The sequence below is a fragment of the Burkholderia sp. 4M9327F10 genome, from assembly GCF_005503145.1.
Taxonomy (GTDB): domain Bacteria; phylum Pseudomonadota; class Gammaproteobacteria; order Burkholderiales; family Burkholderiaceae; genus Paraburkholderia.
Map to the genome: position 1 here is coordinate 54,093 of NZ_SCNV01000046.1, position 15,429 is coordinate 69,521.

16 protein-coding genes are annotated in these 15,429 nt (G+C 59.6%); 6 read left to right on the forward strand and 10 right to left on the reverse strand.

The genetic code is table 11. The annotated features are described in order from the left end of the window. Nucleotides 1-74: 74 nt before the first annotated feature. On the reverse strand, nt 75-842 hold the full coding sequence (locus FFS45_RS30420) for an SDR family oxidoreductase (protein WP_137958338.1): 768 nt from the start codon (nt 840-842) through the stop codon (nt 75-77). Nucleotides 843-1,119: 277 nt separating this feature from the next. Here FFS45_RS30420 and FFS45_RS30425 point away from each other — a divergent pair, with 277 nt between their 5' ends. The 3 genes from FFS45_RS30425 (at nt 1,120) to FFS45_RS30435 (ending at nt 4,361) form a co-directional block, all read left to right on the forward strand. Then, nucleotides 1,120-2,439 carry an MFS transporter gene (locus tag FFS45_RS30425; protein ID WP_137958339.1) on the forward strand — a complete coding sequence of 440 codons (1,320 nt, stop codon included), beginning with the start codon at nt 1,120-1,122 and terminating at the stop codon, nt 2,437-2,439. 28 nt (nt 2,440-2,467) lie between these two features. After that, entirely contained in the window at nt 2,468-3,238 is a 771-nt protein-coding gene (locus tag FFS45_RS30430; RefSeq protein ID WP_137958340.1) for an aldolase, read from the forward strand. A gap of 94 nt (nt 3,239-3,332) precedes the next feature. Next, nucleotides 3,333-4,361, forward strand: coding sequence for a helix-turn-helix domain-containing protein (locus FFS45_RS30435; protein WP_137958341.1), 1,029 nt, complete (start codon nt 3,333-3,335; stop codon nt 4,359-4,361). Here FFS45_RS30435 and FFS45_RS30440 read toward each other — a convergent pair. Further along, a complete protein-coding gene (locus FFS45_RS30440; protein WP_137958342.1) occupies nt 4,330-4,695 on the reverse strand; it encodes an RcnB family protein in 366 nt (121 codons plus the stop codon). The genes FFS45_RS30435 and FFS45_RS30440 overlap by 32 nt on opposite strands. A gap of 191 nt (nt 4,696-4,886) precedes the next feature. Beyond that, nucleotides 4,887-5,228, reverse strand: coding sequence for a DHCW motif cupin fold protein (locus tag FFS45_RS30445; protein ID WP_137958343.1), 342 nt, complete (start codon nt 5,226-5,228; stop codon nt 4,887-4,889). 392 nt (nt 5,229-5,620) lie between these two features. Between FFS45_RS30445 and FFS45_RS30450 the strand changes: the two genes are divergently transcribed. From FFS45_RS30450 to FFS45_RS30460, 3 genes are all read left to right on the forward strand, one after another. Further along, on the forward strand, nt 5,621-5,944 hold the full coding sequence (locus FFS45_RS30450; RefSeq protein ID WP_212745780.1) for a DUF962 domain-containing protein: 324 nt from the start codon (nt 5,621-5,623) through the stop codon (nt 5,942-5,944). A gap of 105 nt (nt 5,945-6,049) precedes the next feature. Then, on the forward strand, nt 6,050-6,988 hold the full coding sequence (locus tag FFS45_RS30455; protein WP_137958344.1) for an alpha/beta hydrolase: 939 nt from the start codon (nt 6,050-6,052) through the stop codon (nt 6,986-6,988). Nucleotides 6,989-7,200: 212 nt separating this feature from the next. Next, a complete protein-coding gene (locus FFS45_RS30460) occupies nt 7,201-7,956 on the forward strand; it encodes a superoxide dismutase (protein ID WP_137958345.1) in 756 nt (251 codons plus the stop codon). 189 nt (nt 7,957-8,145) lie between these two features. Here the strand turns inward: FFS45_RS30460 and FFS45_RS30465 are convergent, their stop codons facing one another. From FFS45_RS30465 to FFS45_RS30495, 7 genes are all read right to left on the reverse strand, one after another. Then, on the reverse strand, nt 8,146-9,606 hold the full coding sequence (locus FFS45_RS30465; RefSeq protein WP_137958346.1) for a catalase: 1,461 nt from the start codon (nt 9,604-9,606) through the stop codon (nt 8,146-8,148). Nucleotides 9,607-9,705: 99 nt separating this feature from the next. Next, nucleotides 9,706-10,347, reverse strand: coding sequence for an HD domain-containing protein (locus FFS45_RS30470; protein ID WP_137958347.1), 642 nt, complete (start codon nt 10,345-10,347; stop codon nt 9,706-9,708). A gap of 312 nt (nt 10,348-10,659) precedes the next feature. After that, nucleotides 10,660-11,835, reverse strand: coding sequence for a cyclopropane fatty acyl phospholipid synthase (cfa, locus tag FFS45_RS30475; RefSeq protein WP_137958348.1), 1,176 nt, complete (start codon nt 11,833-11,835; stop codon nt 10,660-10,662). A gap of 117 nt (nt 11,836-11,952) precedes the next feature. Beyond that, on the reverse strand, nt 11,953-12,159 hold the full coding sequence (locus FFS45_RS30480; protein ID WP_137958349.1) for a hypothetical protein: 207 nt from the start codon (nt 12,157-12,159) through the stop codon (nt 11,953-11,955). A gap of 189 nt (nt 12,160-12,348) precedes the next feature. Beyond that, complete coding sequence (locus FFS45_RS30485; RefSeq protein ID WP_137958350.1) at nt 12,349-13,203, reverse strand: class I SAM-dependent methyltransferase; 855 nt, start codon at nt 13,201-13,203, stop codon at nt 12,349-12,351. 231 nt (nt 13,204-13,434) lie between these two features. After that, nucleotides 13,435-14,430, reverse strand: coding sequence for a hypothetical protein (locus FFS45_RS30490; protein WP_137958351.1), 996 nt, complete (start codon nt 14,428-14,430; stop codon nt 13,435-13,437). 356 nt (nt 14,431-14,786) lie between these two features. Continuing rightward, nucleotides 14,787-15,278, reverse strand: coding sequence for an NUDIX domain-containing protein (locus FFS45_RS30495; protein ID WP_137958352.1), 492 nt, complete (start codon nt 15,276-15,278; stop codon nt 14,787-14,789). Nucleotides 15,279-15,429: the final 151 nt, after the last annotated feature.

Below are 15,429 nucleotides of genomic sequence, written 5' to 3' on the forward strand. Positions count from 1 at the left end.
TTGACGATGGTGGGCCAGCCGGCAAGCCGCCCCACCGCATTGTAGTTTCCAGGATTGTAGCGCCGAAGGCCGGATTACCAGACGGAGTCGCCACGGATCATGACATCCGCCCCACCATCGATAAAGATTGTCTGGCCCGTCATATGGCCGTTCTTTTCGCTGGCCAGCCATGCAAGCAGTTCGGCTGCCGCCACAGGCTCGTAAGGGCCGCTCAAAGGCATCGGCGTGCCGGCGCTGATCCGCTTCTTCGTGTCGGGATCGTCGAACAGGCGTTTGAGCAGCTCCGTCTTCACAAGGCCTGGAGCGATTGCATTGAGCGGGATATTCGAACCCGCCCATTCCGCCTTCAGAGCGTGGCGGCGAATCCAGCGCGACAAGGCCCGCTTGGTAGTGGCGTAGACGTACTTAACCTCCTCGGCCTTCTGCAGTGCGATCTCCTCCGTGCCGTCCAGCAGCGCGTTGAGCAACTGATCGTCAAATGGATGGACCGACGTGATCGACGATACCGCGACGGCGCGCGGCGCGGCGGAACGCAACAGCAACGGCCGCAATCCCTCCAGCGTGGCGATTGCCCCGTAGTAATTGATCGCCACCGTTACGGGGCCGTTCGTGTCGACGCCTGCCACAGCCAGCACGGCGTCGATCGCGCCGCCGCTGATCTCCGTGACCCGCTCGACCAGCGCCAGACGTCCTGCGGGCGTGCCAAGATCGGCGATCACTTCGGCATCGCGAATGTCGGCGCCAATCACGCGATGGCCGAGCGACTCGAGAAGCCGCTTTGTTTCCCGTCCGATTCCGGAAGCTGAACCGGTAACGACATAGGTTCTAGGTGAGTTCGACATACTTCTTCTCCTGCATGGGATGTGTAAGCAAGGTGCCTCGCGCAGGTTTGGAAAACCGTTCAAAGCAAGCGCTGCAGGAGCGAATTTAGTCACTCGATCTCCCTGAAACAACCAGTCGGCGGTCCGCTCAGACTGGACAGCCCGTCAGCAATCGAGGCGCGGCATCGAGGACGAAGCCAGTTCACTCTGGATCAAGCTCCAGATTCCGTCACGGACAATCCGCCAGTTCGGCCAAAAATTATGCTGGGAGCACAAAACCAGACGCGTTGAGGAACACATGTCCCCAAACCCACCCAAGCACGGGCGGTACGTTTTCATCTCGGCGTTTCTCGGCACCGCCATCGAGCAATACGATTTCCTGCTGTACGGGACGGCATCGGCACTCGTCTTCGGCAAGATTTTCTTCCCTACGCTCGATCCGCTCGCGGGCACGATAGCCTCGCTCGGCACCTACGCAGCCGGCTATTTTGCGCGCGGCGCGGGTGCACTGATCTGCGGGCATTTCGGCGACCGGGTCGGACGCAAGACGCTGCTGCTCGCCACGCTGCTCGTGATGGGCATTGCGTCGACACTCGTTGGTTGCCTGCCGACGTATGCGCAGATCGGCATCTGGGCGCCCATTCTGCTAACGCTGCTGCGAATATTCCAGGGGTTTGCGATCGGAGGCGAGCAGAGCGGCGCCACCGTGCTCAGCGTGGAAAGCGCACCCGCCGGTAGCCGCGGCCTCTACGGAAGCTGGAGCAACTCAGGCAGCTACGGGGGTGCCTTGTTATCGACGGGCGCCTTACTCCTCACCTCGAGGCTGCCGGAAGCCGACTTCCTCGCCTGGGGCTGGCGCATGCCGTTCCTGTTCAGCGCGGTGCTGGTCGTAATCGGACTGACGGGACGCGCACGCTTGCCGGAAACCCGTGAATTCAGACAACTGCAGGCAACCCGAATCGTCGCGCGCTTCCCACTCGCCGACTTGCTGCGCGAGAACCGCCGCGAAATCGCGATTGTCTTCATGGCGCGGCTCGGCGAAATCACGTGGTCGATCTTCGTGCTGCTGTTTTCCGTGGCCTACGTGAGCGTTCATCTGGCGCTGCCGCGCCAGGTGGTGCTCATGGCGATCATGGCGGGTGCAGGGTTGGCCGTCTTCATGGTGCCGCTGTTCGCGGCGCTCTCCGACCGGATTGGCCACAAGCCAATCTATCTGGCAGGGCTCATCGCTTGTGCGTTTTACGTGTGGCCCTACTTCAACCTGCTGAACACGCGCGATCCGGCGCTCGTCAAGCTCGCCATCGTCATTGCAATCGGCCTGATCCATCCGTTGATGTATGGCCCGCAAGGCAGCTTCTTTGCCGGCATGTTCGACGTCAAGGTGCGCTTTTCCGGGGTATCCGTGGGGGCGATCGGCGCGGTGATCGGCGGTGGCATCAGCCCGGTGATCTGCGCGACGCTGCTCGCCGCGCGCAATGGCGATCCACTCTGGGTCGCGTGCTATGTCGCGGCAAGCGCATTGATCGCCGCCAGCTTCGTGCTGCTGGCGCCGCGCGGCGCCAGCGCACCGGGCGTGGCGCCCGAGCCGGCCGCGTCATCGCAAGCCGGTCAATCGTAAGTACTTGTCCGAACACAAGGAGGCTCACATGAGCGAACACGACAAATCAAACCTGACTCGCGGCATCGTCACCGAGATGGACCGCAAGCTCGATCAGGGCGCATGGGACGAGCGGCAGAAGCTCGCGCTGACGTGCCGGATGCTCGCGCACGAGGGACATTCGGAAACGCTCGCAGGTCAGATCACCCTGCGCGCTGCCGACGGCACGTTCCTGACCACCGCGATGGCGGTTGGCTTCGACGAAGTCACGCGCAGCAGCGTGATTCGCATTGACGATGCCATGCAGGTGCTCGAAGGCAACGGCATGGCCAACCCCGCCATCCGTTTTCATCTGTGGATTTACCGGCGCCGGCCGGACGTCAACTGCATCGTCCATACACATCCACCTTATGTGAACGCCCTGTCCATGGCCGGCTTGCCGCTCGAAGTCGCGCACATGGATGCCACGCCATTCTTTAACGACTGCGCCTTTCTGAAGGAATGGCCGGGACTTCCGATCGCAGACAGTGAGGGCGAGATCATCTCCGGCGCGCTCGGCAACAAACGGACCATTCTGCTGGCGAATCACGGATTCCTCGCGGCCACTTCCTCGATCGAGGAGTCGGCCTATCTGTCCGTGCTGATTGAACGCGCTGCGCGCAGCCAGATTCTTGCCAGATCCATGGGCCAGATCGCGCGTATCGACCCCGCACTAGCGCAGGAATCGCACGACTTTCTGCTGTTGCCGAGCATCGTCAAGGCAAGTTTCGCGCTGTTCGGGCGACGCGTGATCCGGCGTGAACCGGACGTGCTTTTCTAGTTTATTTCCGTCGCTTTGGCTGAGCACTGGACTTGGGGGATAATCGAACGACACGGGCGGGCGCCGCTTTCAACGCTGTTTCCGGGAGTTTGTCATGCACACTATCGACTTGCCGTATGCTCCGGCGCTCCGCGAAATGCCCGCACGCTGTCTCGACGAATGGAAGCTTTCGCTCGACGACATTGTCACCCCGGGCGACATTCTGCTGGCCGGAGACACGTCAGAAGGCGAGATCCGCGCGGGCAGGCTCATGGGCGGTGGGGTGCTGGCAACCGTGCAACTGGGGCGCTCGGAAGTGCGTCATGAAACGGCGCATCTGCGGAATCTGGCTGGCGATGACGTCATCGTTCTGATCGTCCTCGACGGCCGCGGCGTGGTCACGCAGCAGCAGCACACACTGCCTTTCAAAGCCGGCGACATCACATTCCGGCGGGCCCGCGTACCGTCGACGGCACGCGTCGAAGTGCCGGCGAAATTCGTCATGCTTCGTCTGCCGATTACACGTTTCTTCGGTCATGCCATGTCGCGCTTCTCCCCCTTTGTACCTTCCTGCGCCTGTGGCGAATCGGGGATTGTCCTCACCGTGCACCGCTTCATCGAATCGGTGTTGCCATCGCTCAAGCAGCAGAGCGCGAACACGGCGGCGGCTGCGGAGCAGTCGCTTGTGTCACTGCTCGCGGCCGCCTATCTGGAGTCGGCAGGCGATACGAGTGCCGGGCATGTTGCGGGAGCTGCGAATCCGTTGCGATGGTCGCAACTGCGCGCTTTCATTGCTTCCAATCTCCACGATCCCGAGCTGGACGTCGAAGCCTGCGCGAGAGCGCTCAGCGTCTCGAAACGCTACATTCACAAAATGTTCGAAGCCAATGGCACGCACTACGGGAGATTCGTGCTGGAGCATCGCCTGACTCGGAGTCGCGACGATATGGCCAATCCGCTCTATGCGGATTTTTCGATTGAACGCATTGCGTACAGGAACGGCTTTAACGATCCTGCGCATTTCAGCCGAAGCTTTCGTATGCTGTTCGGCACAACGCCTGGCGCGTACAGGAAGCTGAGCGGCGGGCTCGTCAGCGCCGCCGCCCAGACTGCTAGTGCCCTGCAAGCAGAACGCTGGCAATGACTCCCGTAGCAACCGCCGCGAGCACGTAGTCGCCGTTCACGCCGACCCACTGATACCCGCGCGGCGGCGGCTGCAGGCCGTGCTCGTGCCAGTTGTCGACCACGTAATTGCGGTCACGATATTCGGCCGGAAGCCGCTCGCCCTTGTGCCAGTCGTTATGGGGAACCGGACCGCCTGGCCCACCCATCGAAGCCTCGTGCGGCGCCGGTCCACGGCCATGCCCATGCGCGGGATAGCCACCGCCGTGATCATCATTGTGCTGTTGTGCCATCGCGGCAATGGGCGTACCAAGGAACGATACGATCAAAAACGGTACGACAAGTCTCGACTTCATGGTTTTGCCTCACATTGAATGACCGGATGAAGGTTGGGGTTCCAACTCCGTATGCGTCGAAGCGCCGCCTGGCGTGTCAACCGGATTCGCGATGCGAAATGGATTATCCGGCAACATTCCCAGTGTTGACGCTGGCAAATGATGTCACAAGAAGGCTGGTTGGCTCAAACCGGTTGGCTTAAATTAACAGTTCAGTCAACGATGAAGAGCCTAGCGCCTGTCCTGGTGTACGACTGGTGCGGCTCTGCATTGTCGCCGACCTGGTAGCTCATGCCGGCGGTCAGAACAAACTTCCGTCCGTCTTCGAGAGTCGTTTCCAGTTCGCCTTCCATGCAGAACAGGACATGCCCTTTCTGGCACCAATGGTCGGCAAGGTAGCCCGCGGTGTATTCGACCATTCGCACCCGGATCTGATTGGGCGCTTCACCGAAAAACCGCGTACGCCAATAGGCCGTACCGGTCTCTCCTTGATGCTCTGTTCTTTCGACTTCCGCCCAGTTTGTTGTACCGAATGCAAAAGCGTCCATTTTCATGGTGTTGTTCCCCTTCTAGATTAGTCCCACACGTATTGGTCAATCTGTCATCGTGCTTCGCTCTCGTAAGAGCAGAATTGACATTGCAACGCTTAAGGACGACTCACCGAAAGCCGTTCCACAAGCTTCGGCAACGCTGCCGGATCGCAGATCACTACCGTGCCATATCGCAGATCAAGACAGGCCGGCAAGCCGTTTCGTCAATTCGGCGGGCAGGTCGAGAAACAGGCACGCATTACCCCGGGCTTTGTCGTGCTCCGCTTCTTTTTGCACGCGTTCTTCAGGCTGGCGCCCCTCCCCTCGGAAACTGTCGCTTACTCGACAGAGTTTCGTCCACTTTTCTGGAACCATCCATTTGCGGCCATATGGCGGCGTCAACCGGAGCTCAAGCAATGGACAACACGATCCACGAATCTCGCCGCTTCGTCTCGTTCGAAGAGTTCTACCCTTTCTACCTCGGAGAGCACACAAACCGCACCAGCCGCCGCCTGCACGTTGTCGGCACCTCGCTGTCGATACTGCTGATTGCTTACGCGTTGGCTAGCGTTCACTGGTGGCTGATCCCACTCGCCATGGTGCAGGGATATGCCTGGGCCTGGGTTGGACACTTCGCCTTCGAAAAGAACAGGCCCGCGACATTCCAGCATCCATGGTGGTCCTACCGCGGCGACTTGCGTATGTTACGCGAGGTCTACAGCGGCAAGCTGCCTTTCTAATGACGAGGCATGACAACATACGAACAGGCCACCACTCTTTCAAAAACCGTGTCAACCCGGGATACGACGCTTGAAGGCGGACAACTGACCATGATGAGCGGACTCATGACGCCTCCAACATTTGAATCGTGGCAAGCGGGTGGTCGGCGGTTCTCCCACCGTAACCATCAGATTTTCTGGCAAGCCAGTGGGGCAGGCGGCGGGGAAACGCTGATCTGCATCCACGGCTTTCCCACTGCCTCCTGGGACTGGCACGCGCTGTGGCCAGCGCTGTGCCAGCGCTTCTCGCGCGTTATCGCTCTCGACATGATCGGCTTCGGCTGGTCCGACAAACCGGACCCCTATCCTTACTCGATCTTCGATCAGGCCGACTTGCACGAGAGCCTGCTGCTGGCAGAGGGTGTGACTCGTTGCCACATACTGGCCCATGATTACGGCGTCACCGTAGCGCAGGAACTGCTGGCGCGGCACGAGCAGCGCCGTGCCGCCGGCGACCCGTCGCTCGAACTGCAGTCGGTCTGCCTGCTCAACGGCGGCCTGTTCCCCGAGACGCACCGCGCCCGCCTCGCACAGAAGCTATTGCTGACTCCACTCGGCCCACTCATCGCGGCGGCGCTCAGCGAACGCGACTTCTCGCGCAGCTTCTCGGCCCTGTTCGGCAAGAAGAGCAAGCCCGACGCAGTCGAGATGAATCAGTTCTGGCAGCTCTTTTCGAACGGACGAGGCAAGCGCATAGCGCCCAGGCTTCTTGGCTACATTGCGGAACGCCGCGCTCACCGCGAGCGTTGGGTGGGCGCCCTTCAGGCCGCCCAGGTGCCGTTGCGTCTGATCAATGGCCCTGTCGACCCCGTCTCCGGCGAGCATATGGTGCGGCGTTTTCGCGAGCTGGTGCCGCAACCCGATACCGTGCTGCTACCGGACGTGGGCCATTACCCGCAGGTAGAGGACCCCACGGGCGTACTCGCGGCCTTCATGGAGTTTCACTGCCGCATCGCCACGCCGGACCCTGCAACGTGCTGCCGCACCTCGAAGAGGCAGGAGTAGCGGTCAGCACCAAGCGCCCATGCCGATACTTACAGACAGCCACTGCCGCCATTACGATCCGAAGGAATAACCACTCCCCGGCGCTTCACTCCACGACGGACACGGCAATACCAATATTTGGATTTGCATGGAATAACCTGGCAAGGCCATGCGTTTACCGGGCGGGCCGTACGACAAATGAGCGCCCTCCGATCAACAACTGATAAACGACCATGACACAGCCTTTACTCTCCCGGCGTCAACTGCTCACCGCGGGTTCGATAGGTTCCGTCGCACTTGTGATGTCAAAGCTCGGCATTGCTGCCACCGGTACCGCCTCGAATGCCGGCCGGTTGGACAACGCTACCATCCTTTCTTACCTCGGTTCCTCTCCTCTTACGCTGCCCGACCTGCCTTTCGAACAGAATGCATTGGAGCCGGCGATCTCGGCCCGCACACTCAGTTTTCACTACGGCAAGCATCACCGGGCCTACTTCGAGAATCTGCACAAGCTGGTGGATGGGACGCCGCTGGGTTCGCTGTCGCTCGAGGAAATCGTCCTCGAATCGCATGGCCGGGCCGACCTTGAAGACGTGTTCAACAATGCCGCCCAGGCCTGGAACCACAACTTCTACTGGAAGTCGCTGAGCCCGACGAAAACCGCCCCGGACGAGCGCCTGCAAGCGGCGATCGTAGCCAAGTTTGGCTCCGTCGAGGCATTGTCGAAGCAACTGGCAACCACGGCGGCGTCGCAGTTTGGCAGCGGCTGGGGCTGGCTGGTTGTGGATCATGGGGAGTTGGCGGTCGCCAAAACCAGCAACGGGGAAACGCCTTATACACATAGCGGCCAGTTGCCGCTGCTAACGGTCGACGTGTGGGAACACGCCTACTATCTCGACTACCAGAATCGGCGCCCTGATTATCTTGCCGCCACAATATCGCAGCATCTGAACTGGAATTTTGCCTCGGCCAACTACGCTCGCGTATAACGCGACCGTAGCGTGCTGTAAGCCTCGCCTGCCTCCCCTTCCGGAAGGTCATGCATAAGTCCGATCCAACGGAAGGGTTTAAATATTTAGCATGACAAATTATCTGTGCACGACATCGCACAGATATGATGAATGCTGGCGAATCCGTAATTCTCCGCCAGCGCCCGTATCCTGACTACCGGTTCTGAATTAAAGTCCTGCGCCGAGCCGAACCAGCGCCGCGACAATACCCGCGCCGTACTGCGGATCGGCCCTCGTGCAGTTGTCGATGTGACGCTGCTGAATCGATTTCGAGACCCCAGCGATCTGTCGCGCGGTGTTGTCGAACAATATCTGCCGCTGTACGGTATTCATCTTGCGGAACAGATCGCCCGGCTGCTGATAGTGGTCGTCGTCGATCCGATGGTCCCAGTGCGCGGCCGCGCCATCCAGTTCGAGCGGCGGCTCGTTGAGCAGCGGCTGGTCCGTCCAGACTCCCTTGCTGTTAGGCCAGTATGACGGCGTGCCGCCGAGATTCCCGTCGGCTCGCATCGCGCCATCGCGGTGATAGCTGTGAAACGGGCACTGTGGCGCATTCACCGGAATGTGATTGAAGTTCACGCCGAGACGATAGCGCTGCGCATCGCCATACGAAAACAGACGGGCCTGCAGCATCTTGTCCGGAGAATACCCAATACCCGGAACGATGTTCGCGGGCGTGAACGCCGCCTGCTCGGTCTCGGCGAAGAAGTTGCCGGGATTACGGTTCAACTCGAAATAGCCGGCTTCGATCAACGGGAACTCGGCCTTCGGCCACACCTTGGTCAAATCGAACGGATTGAAACGGAATGCCTTGGCCTGGGCGTCCGTCATCACCTGGATGAACAGTGTCCAGCGTGGGAAATCGCCGCGCTCGATGCTGTCGAACAGATCGCGCTGATGCGTTTCGCGGTCCTTTGCTATTTGCGTTTCGGCCTGGGCGTCGCTCAGATTTTCGATACCCTGCTGCGTGCGGAAGTGAAACTTCACCCAGGTCCGCTCATTGGTAGCATTCAGCATGCTGAACGTATGGCTGCCGAAGCCGTGCATGTGACGAAACGAACGCGGAATCCCCCGTTCGCTCATCACGATCGTCACCTGATGCAACGCTTCGGGAAGCAGCGACCAGAAATCCCAGTTGCTTTCCGCGCTACGCATCCCCGTGCGCGGGTCCCGTTTGATAGCGTGATTGAGATCGGGGAAACGCAGTGGATCGCGGAAGAAGAACACAGGCGTGTTGTTTCCGACCAGATCCCAGTTTCCTTCTTCGGTATAGAACTTCAACGCGAATCCACGAATATCGCGCTCGGCGTCCGCCGCACCTCGCTCCCCGGCCACAGTCGAGAATCGTGCAAACATCGGCGTCTGCTTGCCGATCTGCGAGAAGATTTTCGCCTTCGTGTATTTCGTGATGTCGTGCGTCACGGTGAACGTGCCGTGCGCCCCAGCCCCCTTTGCATGCATGCGCCGCTCCGGGATCACCTCGCGATCGAAGTGCGCGAGCTTTTCGATCAGCCATACGTCCTGCAGAAGCGCGGGCCCGCGCGGACCGGCGGTCTGAATGTTGACGTTATCGCTGACCGGCGCACCGTTCGCCTGGGTCAGTTTACGATCAACCGACTTCTCACTCATGATAGCTCTCCTAAATACACCTGATAGTGGGAAACATATTGCGAACACAATCCCCGCTCAGCCTTGGGGATTCTGCGATGAGCGACCGGCTTTTAACCGTCAACCGGCCCACTCGGAGCAGCGGATCACGCTGCAGAAATTCCCGGCGTGAAAATGCGGTTCCTTGTCGGCGAGCACGTCGGCCTTGACGTTACCGAAGGTCGTTTCCGGCTTGTGCTGGATCCCGTCGTAGAACGCCTGAATGATGTCTTCCTTGAAATTCGGCGTGCGCGGATGCGCATGGACGACAGCATTGCGCTCGATGTCGCTGTATTGCGGATACGTGAGACCCAGAACATCCATCTCGACGCCCGCTGTGACGAGTGCGATCACGGGATGCATATGCTGCGGGATGCCCGGCGTCGTATGCAGCGCAATGGAAGTCCACACTACGTCGATATCCTGCTGGGCAATACCCTTGCTCTTCAGGAAATCGCGGGCCGCATTGGCGCCGTCCACCTCGAATCGCTCGCACTCGCTGCTGTGCTTGTACGTGAGCCCCATGTCGTGGAACATGCAGCCGCAATAGAGCAACTCAGGATCGTACTTGAGCCCGCGGTGCTGGCCTGCCAGAGCGCCGAAGTAGTACACCCGGCTGGAGTGATGGAACAGCAGATCGGACTCCGTATCACGGACAAGCTCCGTGATCTCGCGGGCCAGTTGGCTATCGGGAATGGTGATGCCTGAAACGTTCACAGTCATGGTCAACCTCCATAGAAAACAGCCTTGATTCTCCGGAATCCAATAGGCGTCTTCAATAGAAGTATCACTGCAAATCCTGCCAATTTACGTTGTGGACTGCCATAACCCGGAAATCGCGGATTGTGCCGTCCCGCCCGATTCGAATCCGAGGCTCGTCGCAAAGTATGGCTTCACCAACGCCGATACGTTGAAGCAGACGTTTGCCAGGCATGTGGGAATCACACCCGCCGGGTATCGAAGACGGCGGGCTGTCTTGCTGGAGTGATGCTGATACGGTGCCGGCGCAGGCGTGCATCAAGAGGTTATTTCAAACTACCGGATGGACCGATACGTTTGCGCGCGTCCAGCATGAGTGAGCACCAGTTGCCAGAGCTGTCCCTGTCGCGACCGAAAAAAGCCCGCGCAACAATGCAGATAGTATTTCCACATGAGATAGAAGCGCTTGTTATAGCGCGACTGGAGACGTGGCCACGCCTGGTTGAAGCGATCCCACCACGCCATCAGGGTCCGGTCGTAGTCCGGGCCGAAGTTATGCCAGTCCTCAATGATGAAACGGCCTTCGACAGCGTCCGCAATTTCTCTTGCCGAAGGAAGCTTGCCATTTGGGAAAATGTACCTGTCGATCCAGGGGTCCGTTCCCTGGCTGGTCGAGGCGAGGCCGATTGAATGCAGCAGGAACAGACCTTCGGGCGCCAGCAGGCGTCTGACGGTATCGAAATAGGTCGTGTAATTCCTGGGCCCCACATGCTCGAACATACCCACCGAGACGATCTTGTCAAAGCGCCCTTGCAGATCGCGATAGTCCTGAAGAATCAGCCTGACCGGTAGTCCTTTGCAACGCTCCTGAGCCAGCGCCAGTTGCTCTTTCGAAACAGTGACGCCGGTAACGTGTACTCCATATCGTTCAGCGGCAAACCTGGCGAGTCCACCCCAGCCGCAGCCTATATCAAGTAGCGTCTCTCCTGCGCGGAGTTTCAGCTTTCGGCAGATCATGTCAAGCTTGTCGAACTGCGCCTGTTCCAGATCCGTCGCGTGCTCCCAGTAGCCGCAGGAATAGATCATGCGGCTATCCAGCATGGCCTCGAATACATCATTGCCCACGTCGTAATGTTGCTCGCCCACCTGGAACGCGCGATCAGGCGATTGCAGATTGAAGAGGCGGTGACGCAGATGCGCGAAACCCAGTCGAACCTTCGCCATTCCCACCGCGGCTGAATCAATATCCGTGCGCAGCAGCCTCGTGAACAGTTCATCGAGTTGCTCACAGTCCCACTGGCCATCCATGTATGACTCGCCAAGGCCAAGCGACCAGCTCGAAAATACGCGTTTGTAGACCTCCGGATCGAAGACTCGAATGTCGCAGCTACGGCCGCCGTTGATCGCCACATCGGCCTTACCGAGCAGCGTTTTAAGAATCTCTGGTGCATGGCTCGTCTGATCCGGCACGTCGTATTCAGAAGGAGCAAAGGACTGTTGTTCACGCTTCATACTGGTTCCAGTTACGCAAGTAGTTTTTCATCCCGGCAAGCTCAACCGGTTGCGACGCATTGCCATCAACGAGGTAGGCCGGGTGTGCCGTCAATGAGAACTTCATGACTGCGGCAATCACGCGGCTCTGCGGATCTCGCCATTGGCTGCGTCGTCGACACGAAACACCGCGACTGCGCCATGCAGCGCGTGCGCCTGCTCTTTCAGCGTATCGGCGGCGGCTGCCGCCTGCTCCACCAGAGTCAGCGCGATAAGAACCAGCAGCACGAGCGCAAAACCGCTGGCGACACGAGTGCCGGTACGGACGTTTCGCAGCACAGTCATTTCCCCGATTCCTTCTATCGTTTTTTCGGAATCGATATTCACATACTATGTGCGCGGCCGTGAAATGCTTATCGTTAATCGACGCGATTGGCGGCGCTTATCAATGTCTCTTCGGGGACTGCCGATAGTCTGCGCGCCAGCATCTGCATCGGCTGCGCCGGCTATGCACCGCGGTTTGAGGCTACCCCGTCATTCGACGACTGCGATAAGCAGGTCTTTTGCCGCAATGGGACGATTGCGCTCCGCGAACAGATCGGGCCGCGCGCCGCGCAGGCTTTGCCAGATCACGACCGCTTCCTCGGACTCCGGTCCAAAGCCGAGTTCGTGGTGATCGTATGCAAACATCCCGGCAAACCAGCGTTTCAGATACGCTGAGCCGTCCAGCACATCGCCGCATACCGGATTGTCATAGACGACGAACAGATGCGCGATTGCACCGCTCGCAAGGCCCGCTTCAAGCTTGCAAAGCAGCGTCGTCATCAGTTCAGGGCCGAACGGATTGAACATGAACACAACCACATTGCCCGATGGCACAGCCAGGTCAGCGACGTTGGCATGAACTGCGCGAATCGGCGGACGCTGCGGAAAGCGCCGCGCCAGGACGGCCGCGTTCGCATTGGCCGTCTTCACGAGATCCGCGCTGATGTCGCAACCGACAACCCGGGCGAAAGGATATTCGGAGGCAATGATCAGCGGCCGGCCTTTTCCGCACCCAATGTCAATGAACGTATAGCCGCTGATATCGCCCAACGTGTCCAGCGCGCGGCGGATGATAGTCGGCTGCGAGCCCATATAAGGACGTAACTGGCCGGCGAGGCGCTCATCGCGCTGCAGCGTCGACGTATCCACAAGGCCGCTCGTCTGCGTGCCATATTGCAAGTCGATCGGATGACGGCGCAGGCACCCCGAGTAGACCGCGCGCAACAGCGGCACGCGAGTACATACCCGGCGTATCTGCGGCGCAAACATGGCTCGCTGCACGCTATCCGGCAGCCTCGCAACTGCATTCAACAACGGTTGCTTGAGCGCGCGCCGCAGTGACATTCTTTAGCCGCCGTGTGCCGTCATCCGCATGAAATCACTCAGGGTGAGCGTTCCGGGAAATGCCCGGTCCCGTACCATGGTCGCACCGCGGCGCGAGAAAGTATCGCCATACGTCGGTTGTATTGCGACAAAATGGAAGGCCGATGAATTCGCGGACGGCCGGATATGCATCGCAGCCGACGAAACGAGAGTCACGTGCAAGGGCTGCGCGTCCCTCTTGCGACACGCAGTCTAAAAGCGATAGCCGATACCGCCCAGATAGATATCGCTGTCCTTGTCATAGCTGGTCATCACGCGATTCCACGACGCCCGCACGTACCAATGCCTGGTGACGTTATAGGCGGCCGACATCGTCAGCAGCACCGAGACCCTTCCGCCGGTATCCGTGCCGCCCCTGATGCGGTGCGTATCGAGCGCGTAATAAGGTCCGGCGCCCACACCGAGGCTCAGCCGGTCATCGAAGAAACTGCGCCGCAGCCACACTTGCGCTGCCGCCCCAGAGCGGGTGTCGAGTTGCGTATGGCCTTCGTTGATCCAGCTAACCGTTGCGTCGATATACCGCCCAAAGCCGTGGCGGTATTCGAAGCCATACGCAAATGCACCAGGCGAGCTGAGGCTGTTGACTTCGGTCCAGCCGGCCATCGCGGTAATCTCGTTGCCGCTCGACGCACTGTCGCTCGTGCCGCCGGAGAGCGCGCCGCTGCCCTTCGGCGCATCGAGTTCGTATCCGATACCGAACATCGCACTGAAGGTGTTATAGCTACGCGGCACGATAATTTCGTTGAGACGTAACTGGTAAAACAGGCGCTCGCTGGTGAACCAGGTTGCCGACAGACTGAAGATCGGCCCCAGACCATGGCTGTCGACATACCGCCTGCCGTTGGCGGAGGCGACCGTGTCAAAGTAGTAATAGCCCCCCACGCCCGCTGCAAGTGCGAGCCGACGGTCGAAAAACAAGGCGCGCCGCCAGTATTGCAGGGCGAAGCCGTCGCGATGATTGTCCTGAACGTGGCCCTCGTTGAGCCACGAATAGCTCAGGCCATCGTATTCGTCGAGCGCCTGCAGATAGGTGAAGCCCCATGAGTAGGCCGATTCTCCGGGGCGATCGGCACGCAGCCATCCGCCGAGCACCGACAGTTCCTGCGCATGCGCTGCGTTGACGAATGCAATGCAGCCTAAAGTTGCAAACCACCTTGATGCGCTAGCAAACCGATATTCCTTCTTCATAGCTTATCGTTCGATTCAACCAAGTGCCCGGACCATGTGGCAACGTCCAAAGTTGCCTGAGACAGGAATCTCGTTCGAGTATATCGGCGAAAGCGTGACAACGAAGAGTCACGCTGGCTGTATCGTAACCAGTGGTAATCGGGTGCGGCCAGTTGAAGTGCTGCGTCAGGCGGCGCAGTACGTTGAAGGCACGCCGCCAAGCGGACTCGCAGGCATGCCGGCGGAATATTCCGTCACAAACTGGGGCAATCCGAAAGGTGCTTGCGCGAGCGCATGCCAGCTTTTCGACGAGGCTCTTGCGCGAAGTCGTAAGCGCTTCGAAAAGCGCGAACGGAGCTCGCCGCCTGCTCAGTTCATTACTTCAAGGCTTCAGCGTCCGGATTGTGCTGGACGATATGCTTGAGTCCAGTGGGTTCGTCCATGAGTTGCTGACCAAGAAAACGTGGCCTCACGTCAAGATCCCGCAATCCGTCACGCCGGAACCAGGCAAAGGTGAGTCCCCGACTTTGTTCAACACCACGGTGCTGGCGAGACAGGTCAAGAAGCGGCGATCCCGGTGCCAAGGTGGCGGCAAAGTACATACCGACCTCATGATTTTGCCGGCCGTCGTGGCAAAAGAAATTCTCCACGATCCACAGCATTCTCTCGACGACAACCGACGCGCCGACCTCTTCTGCCATTTCACGGACCACCGTCTGCGCCGCAACTTCCCCAGGCTCGACCCGTCCACCGGGGAGACTCCAGTAATCGTCGCCGTCGCATTGGTGCAGCAGCACGTGATCGCCGTGCAGAACCACTGCGGCGGCCCTCAGGTTGAAGCGGTGGGTTCCTGCATCGAAGGAAATCATATTCACCTTCCGGGGGTCGAATCTGGTCAACCTCCGCTTTCGAGTCATTCGAGATAGAGTGTGGCGGATTCAGGAGGACCCCATTGTAGCCGGGCGATTGCACGCCCGAACGACGCTGTTCAAAGTGTCCCCGCCCATCAACGCACATTCC

Excerpts from the sequence above, each read along its gene's own strand:
- FFS45_RS30420 (WP_137958338.1), bottom strand. The coding sequence starts at position 842 with ATGTCGAACTCACCTAGAACCTATGTCGTTACCGGTTCAGCTTCCGGA.
- FFS45_RS30425 (WP_137958339.1), top strand. The coding sequence starts at position 1,120 with ATGTCCCCAAACCCACCCAAGCACGGGCGGTACGTTTTCATCTCGGCG.
- FFS45_RS30430 (WP_137958340.1), top strand. The coding sequence starts at position 2,468 with ATGAGCGAACACGACAAATCAAACCTGACTCGCGGCATCGTCACCGAG.
- FFS45_RS30435 (WP_137958341.1), top strand. The coding sequence starts at position 3,333 with ATGCACACTATCGACTTGCCGTATGCTCCGGCGCTCCGCGAAATGCCC.
- FFS45_RS30440 (WP_137958342.1), bottom strand. The coding sequence starts at position 4,695 with ATGAAGTCGAGACTTGTCGTACCGTTTTTGATCGTATCGTTCCTTGGT.
- FFS45_RS30445 (WP_137958343.1), bottom strand. The coding sequence starts at position 5,228 with ATGAAAATGGACGCTTTTGCATTCGGTACAACAAACTGGGCGGAAGTC.
- FFS45_RS30450 (WP_212745780.1), top strand. The coding sequence starts at position 5,621 with ATGGACAACACGATCCACGAATCTCGCCGCTTCGTCTCGTTCGAAGAG.
- FFS45_RS30455 (WP_137958344.1), top strand. The coding sequence starts at position 6,050 with ATGACGCCTCCAACATTTGAATCGTGGCAAGCGGGTGGTCGGCGGTTC.
- FFS45_RS30460 (WP_137958345.1), top strand. The coding sequence starts at position 7,201 with ATGACACAGCCTTTACTCTCCCGGCGTCAACTGCTCACCGCGGGTTCG.
- FFS45_RS30465 (WP_137958346.1), bottom strand. The coding sequence starts at position 9,606 with ATGAGTGAGAAGTCGGTTGATCGTAAACTGACCCAGGCGAACGGTGCG.
- FFS45_RS30470 (WP_137958347.1), bottom strand. The coding sequence starts at position 10,347 with ATGACTGTGAACGTTTCAGGCATCACCATTCCCGATAGCCAACTGGCC.
- cfa (WP_137958348.1), bottom strand. The coding sequence starts at position 11,835 with ATGAAGCGTGAACAACAGTCCTTTGCTCCTTCTGAATACGACGTGCCG.
- FFS45_RS30480 (WP_137958349.1), bottom strand. The coding sequence starts at position 12,159 with ATGACTGTGCTGCGAAACGTCCGTACCGGCACTCGTGTCGCCAGCGGT.
- FFS45_RS30485 (WP_137958350.1), bottom strand. The coding sequence starts at position 13,203 with ATGTCACTGCGGCGCGCGCTCAAGCAACCGTTGTTGAATGCAGTTGCG.
- FFS45_RS30490 (WP_137958351.1), bottom strand. The coding sequence starts at position 14,430 with ATGAAGAAGGAATATCGGTTTGCTAGCGCATCAAGGTGGTTTGCAACT.
- FFS45_RS30495 (WP_137958352.1), bottom strand. The coding sequence starts at position 15,278 with ATGATTTCCTTCGATGCAGGAACCCACCGCTTCAACCTGAGGGCCGCC.